The 3,217-nt window shown below is 73.3% G+C and carries 3 protein-coding genes; 2 read left to right on the top strand and 1 reads right to left on the bottom strand.

Going from position 1 to position 3,217, the window contains the following annotated elements:
• On the bottom strand, positions 1 to 1,098 hold a 1,098-nt coding region (locus tag GUY61_RS36585; RefSeq protein WP_166634609.1), incomplete at its 3' end, for a DUF3068 domain-containing protein.
• 295 nt (positions 1,099 to 1,393) lie between these two features.
• On the opposite strand from GUY61_RS36585, the gene GUY61_RS36580 reads away from it, so the two are divergent.
• Positions 1,394 to 1,582, top strand: coding sequence for a hypothetical protein (locus GUY61_RS36580; RefSeq protein WP_166634608.1), 189 nt, complete (start codon positions 1,394 to 1,396; stop codon positions 1,580 to 1,582).
• 2 nt (positions 1,583 to 1,584) lie between these two features.
• A complete protein-coding gene (locus tag GUY61_RS36575) occupies positions 1,585 to 2,814 on the top strand; it encodes a CdaR family transcriptional regulator (RefSeq protein WP_166634607.1) in 1,230 nt (409 codons plus the stop codon).
• Positions 2,815 to 3,217: the final 403 nt, after the last annotated feature.

Raw genomic sequence — 3,217 nt, 5'->3', positions numbered from 1 at the left:
GCCGTGCGGGTCACTCGGTGCAGCCCTTCTCGCCCGTGGCGAGCGCCACGCAGGCCTCCGCGTCGGCGGGATCCGCGACGGCGAGCATCGGGGTGTAGGCGTCGGTGTCGGCGGCGCGGGGCGGCCGCGGACGACGAGGACGGCTCCGGTGACCGTCAGCAGGAAGCCCAGCACGGCGCTGCCGACCGGCAGCGTGCCGCCCACCGCCGCCAGCTTGTCGCTGTCCGCGGAGGCCAGTTTGACCTGCTCCTTCTGCGTCTTCTCCGTGAAGGCGATGCCGCCGCTCTCCAGCAGCACCACCCGGTCCTTGCCCGAACCGGGCGCGCGCAGCGTCTTCTTCGGGCCGATCTTCGCGTAGATGATCCGCCCCGTGCGCTTGTCGGCGACCAGTTCGATGCCGGAGTTGGCGTACCACTCCTCCGCCAGCACCTGGTCCTGGTCGAGCCCGAGGAGGCTGCCCGGGACCTGCCTGGTGCCTGTCCTCGCGGGCTTCACGGTGCCGGTGAAGGCGTAGCCCTCGTAGCCCTGGATCTTCTTCACGCCCGAGAAGCGGAGCGGCACCGTCGCGCCGAGAGTGTTGTCCCACCAGCGGTAGGTGCGCCGCTCCACGTCGAAGGGGAACTTCAGGTAAGCCTCCCCGGAGAACGTCGGGTTCTCCTTGCAGCAGTGGACGGGAAGGTTGGTGCGCCGGTCGGTCACCCAGCGCTCCGTGGTCCATTGCAGGGCGTCCCGCGGGTCCTCGGTCCGTACCGATTCCGCGGTGTCGATCGTGGTGGAGACGTCCCACACCGCGCGGCCGCTGCGCTCGCTCGCCGCGACGTCGCCCAGCACGCGCCGGGTGATGGTGATCTCCTTGTTGCCGACGGTTTCCACCTCCCCGGTGTCGAAGTAGCTGCCGGTGCCGGTGAAGACGGTCGTCGTGTTGATGTCCACCGGCGTGCGCTTGGCGCGCGGCTCCACGTACCAGGCCAGCATGGGCGCCAGGACCAGCAGGAACACGCCGATGCCGAGGACGATCAGGGACAGCCTCGGCAGGGGTGGCCGGAAGGGCCTCGATGAGGGGTGGTGGTCGGGCGACGGGCGGGAGGTGCGGCGCATCGGGGCACTCCTGCGGGGAGAGTCGGTACGGGGGATTCCGCGCACCGGTGCGTGTGCGTATGTGCGTATCCGCTTGCGTGCTGCTTCGCGTGCTGTCTGCGTGCCGTACGCGCTGACGCGTGCTGACGCGGGCTGTGCGCGTATGGGCCGGGAACCGTAGGCGCAGTCTTGACTGACTGTCAATGCCCACAGAGACTGGGCAAGCCGGACGGGGCCGGCGAGGGGCCGACGGTATCCAAGAGGGTTCCGCCGACCCCGGGTGGGGCGATCTGACGACCAGAGAGGCCCGCCGACCATGCACAGACTGCTCGCCGCCGCACTGACCGCCGCGGCCGCCGCCGCGCTCGCCGTGGGCGCCGCCCTCGGCATCGTCGCGATGCTCGACGCCACACCGGAGCAGCCCAATGTGCCGCTCGTGAACTTCGGCACCGCGCCGCCCCCGGTCTCCGGCACCTCCGAAGACGCCCCGGCCGCGGGAGGATGAGCATGCCGGCCGAACGCTCCGCCTGGCGTGAGGTGCCCAAGCTGCGTGTGCGGCGGTTCGCCGCGCTGGCCACCGAGGAAGTACCCGAACTGGCCCAGGACATCCTGCGGGAGATCCGCCGCGAGTATCCCGGACTGCCGCTCGTCCTCGACGACTCCGGCGAGCCGATGGCACTCGTCGGCATCCGGCGGGCCCTGGAGGTCTTTCTGGTGCACCTGGCCTCCGGCGCGGGAAGCCCGCCCACGCTCCCGGAGGAGTTCCAGGAGTTCGGCCGCGGCGAGGGCGTGCACGGCCGCACCCTCGACTCGCTCCAGGCCATCTACCGCCTCGGTGTGCGGCTGGCCTGGCGCCGGCTCGCGGAGATCGGCCAGCAGTGCGACATCCCCGCCCCCGCCATGTACGAGCTCGCCGAGGCCGGATTCGAGTACCTGGACGGGCTCGTGGACCTCTCGGTACGCGGCTACGCCGAGGCGGCCGCACGGCAGGCGGGCGAACGCCTGCGCCTCCAGCGTCGGCTCATGGAACTGCTGCTCAGCGACCACCGGGGCGACCCCGCCGAGACCCACGCGGCCCTCGCGGAACGCGCGGCTCGCGTCGGCTGGCCGCTGCCGGAACAGGTCGCCGTCGGGGTGCTGCTGCGCCCGGGGAGGGAGGCCATGGCCCCGGCCGTCGGCGAAGGCGTACTCCTCGACATGGAGAGCGAACAGCCCCGCATGGTCGTGCCCGACCCGGACGCCGCGGGCCGCTCCGAACTGCTGCGGCGCGCGATGACCGGATGGTCCGGCGCGATCGGCCCGCCCGTGCCGCTCGCCCAGGCCGCCAAGTCGCTGCGCTGGGCCAGCGCGGCCGTGGACCTCATGGAACGGGGACTCCTGCCCTGCGGCGAGGTGCTGCACTGCACCGAGTACACCGAGGCGCTGGTGCTGCTGCCCCCGGAGGAACTCATCGAGGACCTGGCCCGCCGCGCACTGGCCCCGCTCTCCCACTGCGGGCCCTCCCACGGCCGGCGCCTCGCCGAAACGCTGCTGGCCTGGCTGGAGACCAGGGGCGGGGCACCCGAGGTGGCCGCCAGACTCGGCGTGCATCCCCAGACCGTGCGCTACCGGCTGCGCCAGATAAGGGAGTTGTGGGGCGACGAGGTCGACGACCCGGACCGCCGCTTCGAACTGGAACTGGTCCTGCGCGCCCAGCGCCTCAGGGGCGAACTGGCCGAACCCGTCAAGGACGCCTGACCTGCCCCCATCGAGGGATCCCTGGCCGGGCCGCCGCCCCTGGCCGACGCCCCCGACCCCGTGCACCGCGCACGGTGCACCGGGCCCGCGCCCGCCCATGAGGTACGGGCCTTGGGCTCCTGGGCTCCGGGCCGTCGCACCTGGCGCCGACCCCTGACACCGAGACTCCTGCCCCGGGCCCGTGGACCGGGGGCGCGCTCCGGGGCTGGGGCTCCCGGCCCGAGCCGGGGCGCGGACGCCGAGTCGTGGGGGCCGGGCGCCGACCCCTGACACCGAGACTCCGAGCCCCGGCTTCCGGAACCCGGGTTCCGGAACCCGGGTTCCGGACATGGCGCACCGCAGGCCCGGGCCCGAGCCGCCCAGCCCGAGCGAACGAGCCGGAGCGCCGGGCCCGGCCCAGGGC

The sequence above is a fragment of the Streptomyces sp. GC420 genome (genome assembly GCF_009916105.1).
Lineage (GTDB): Bacteria > Actinomycetota > Actinomycetes > Streptomycetales > Streptomycetaceae > Streptomyces.
Note: the sequence above shows the minus strand (reverse complement) of the source record. Positions and strands in the feature narration are given on the sequence as shown.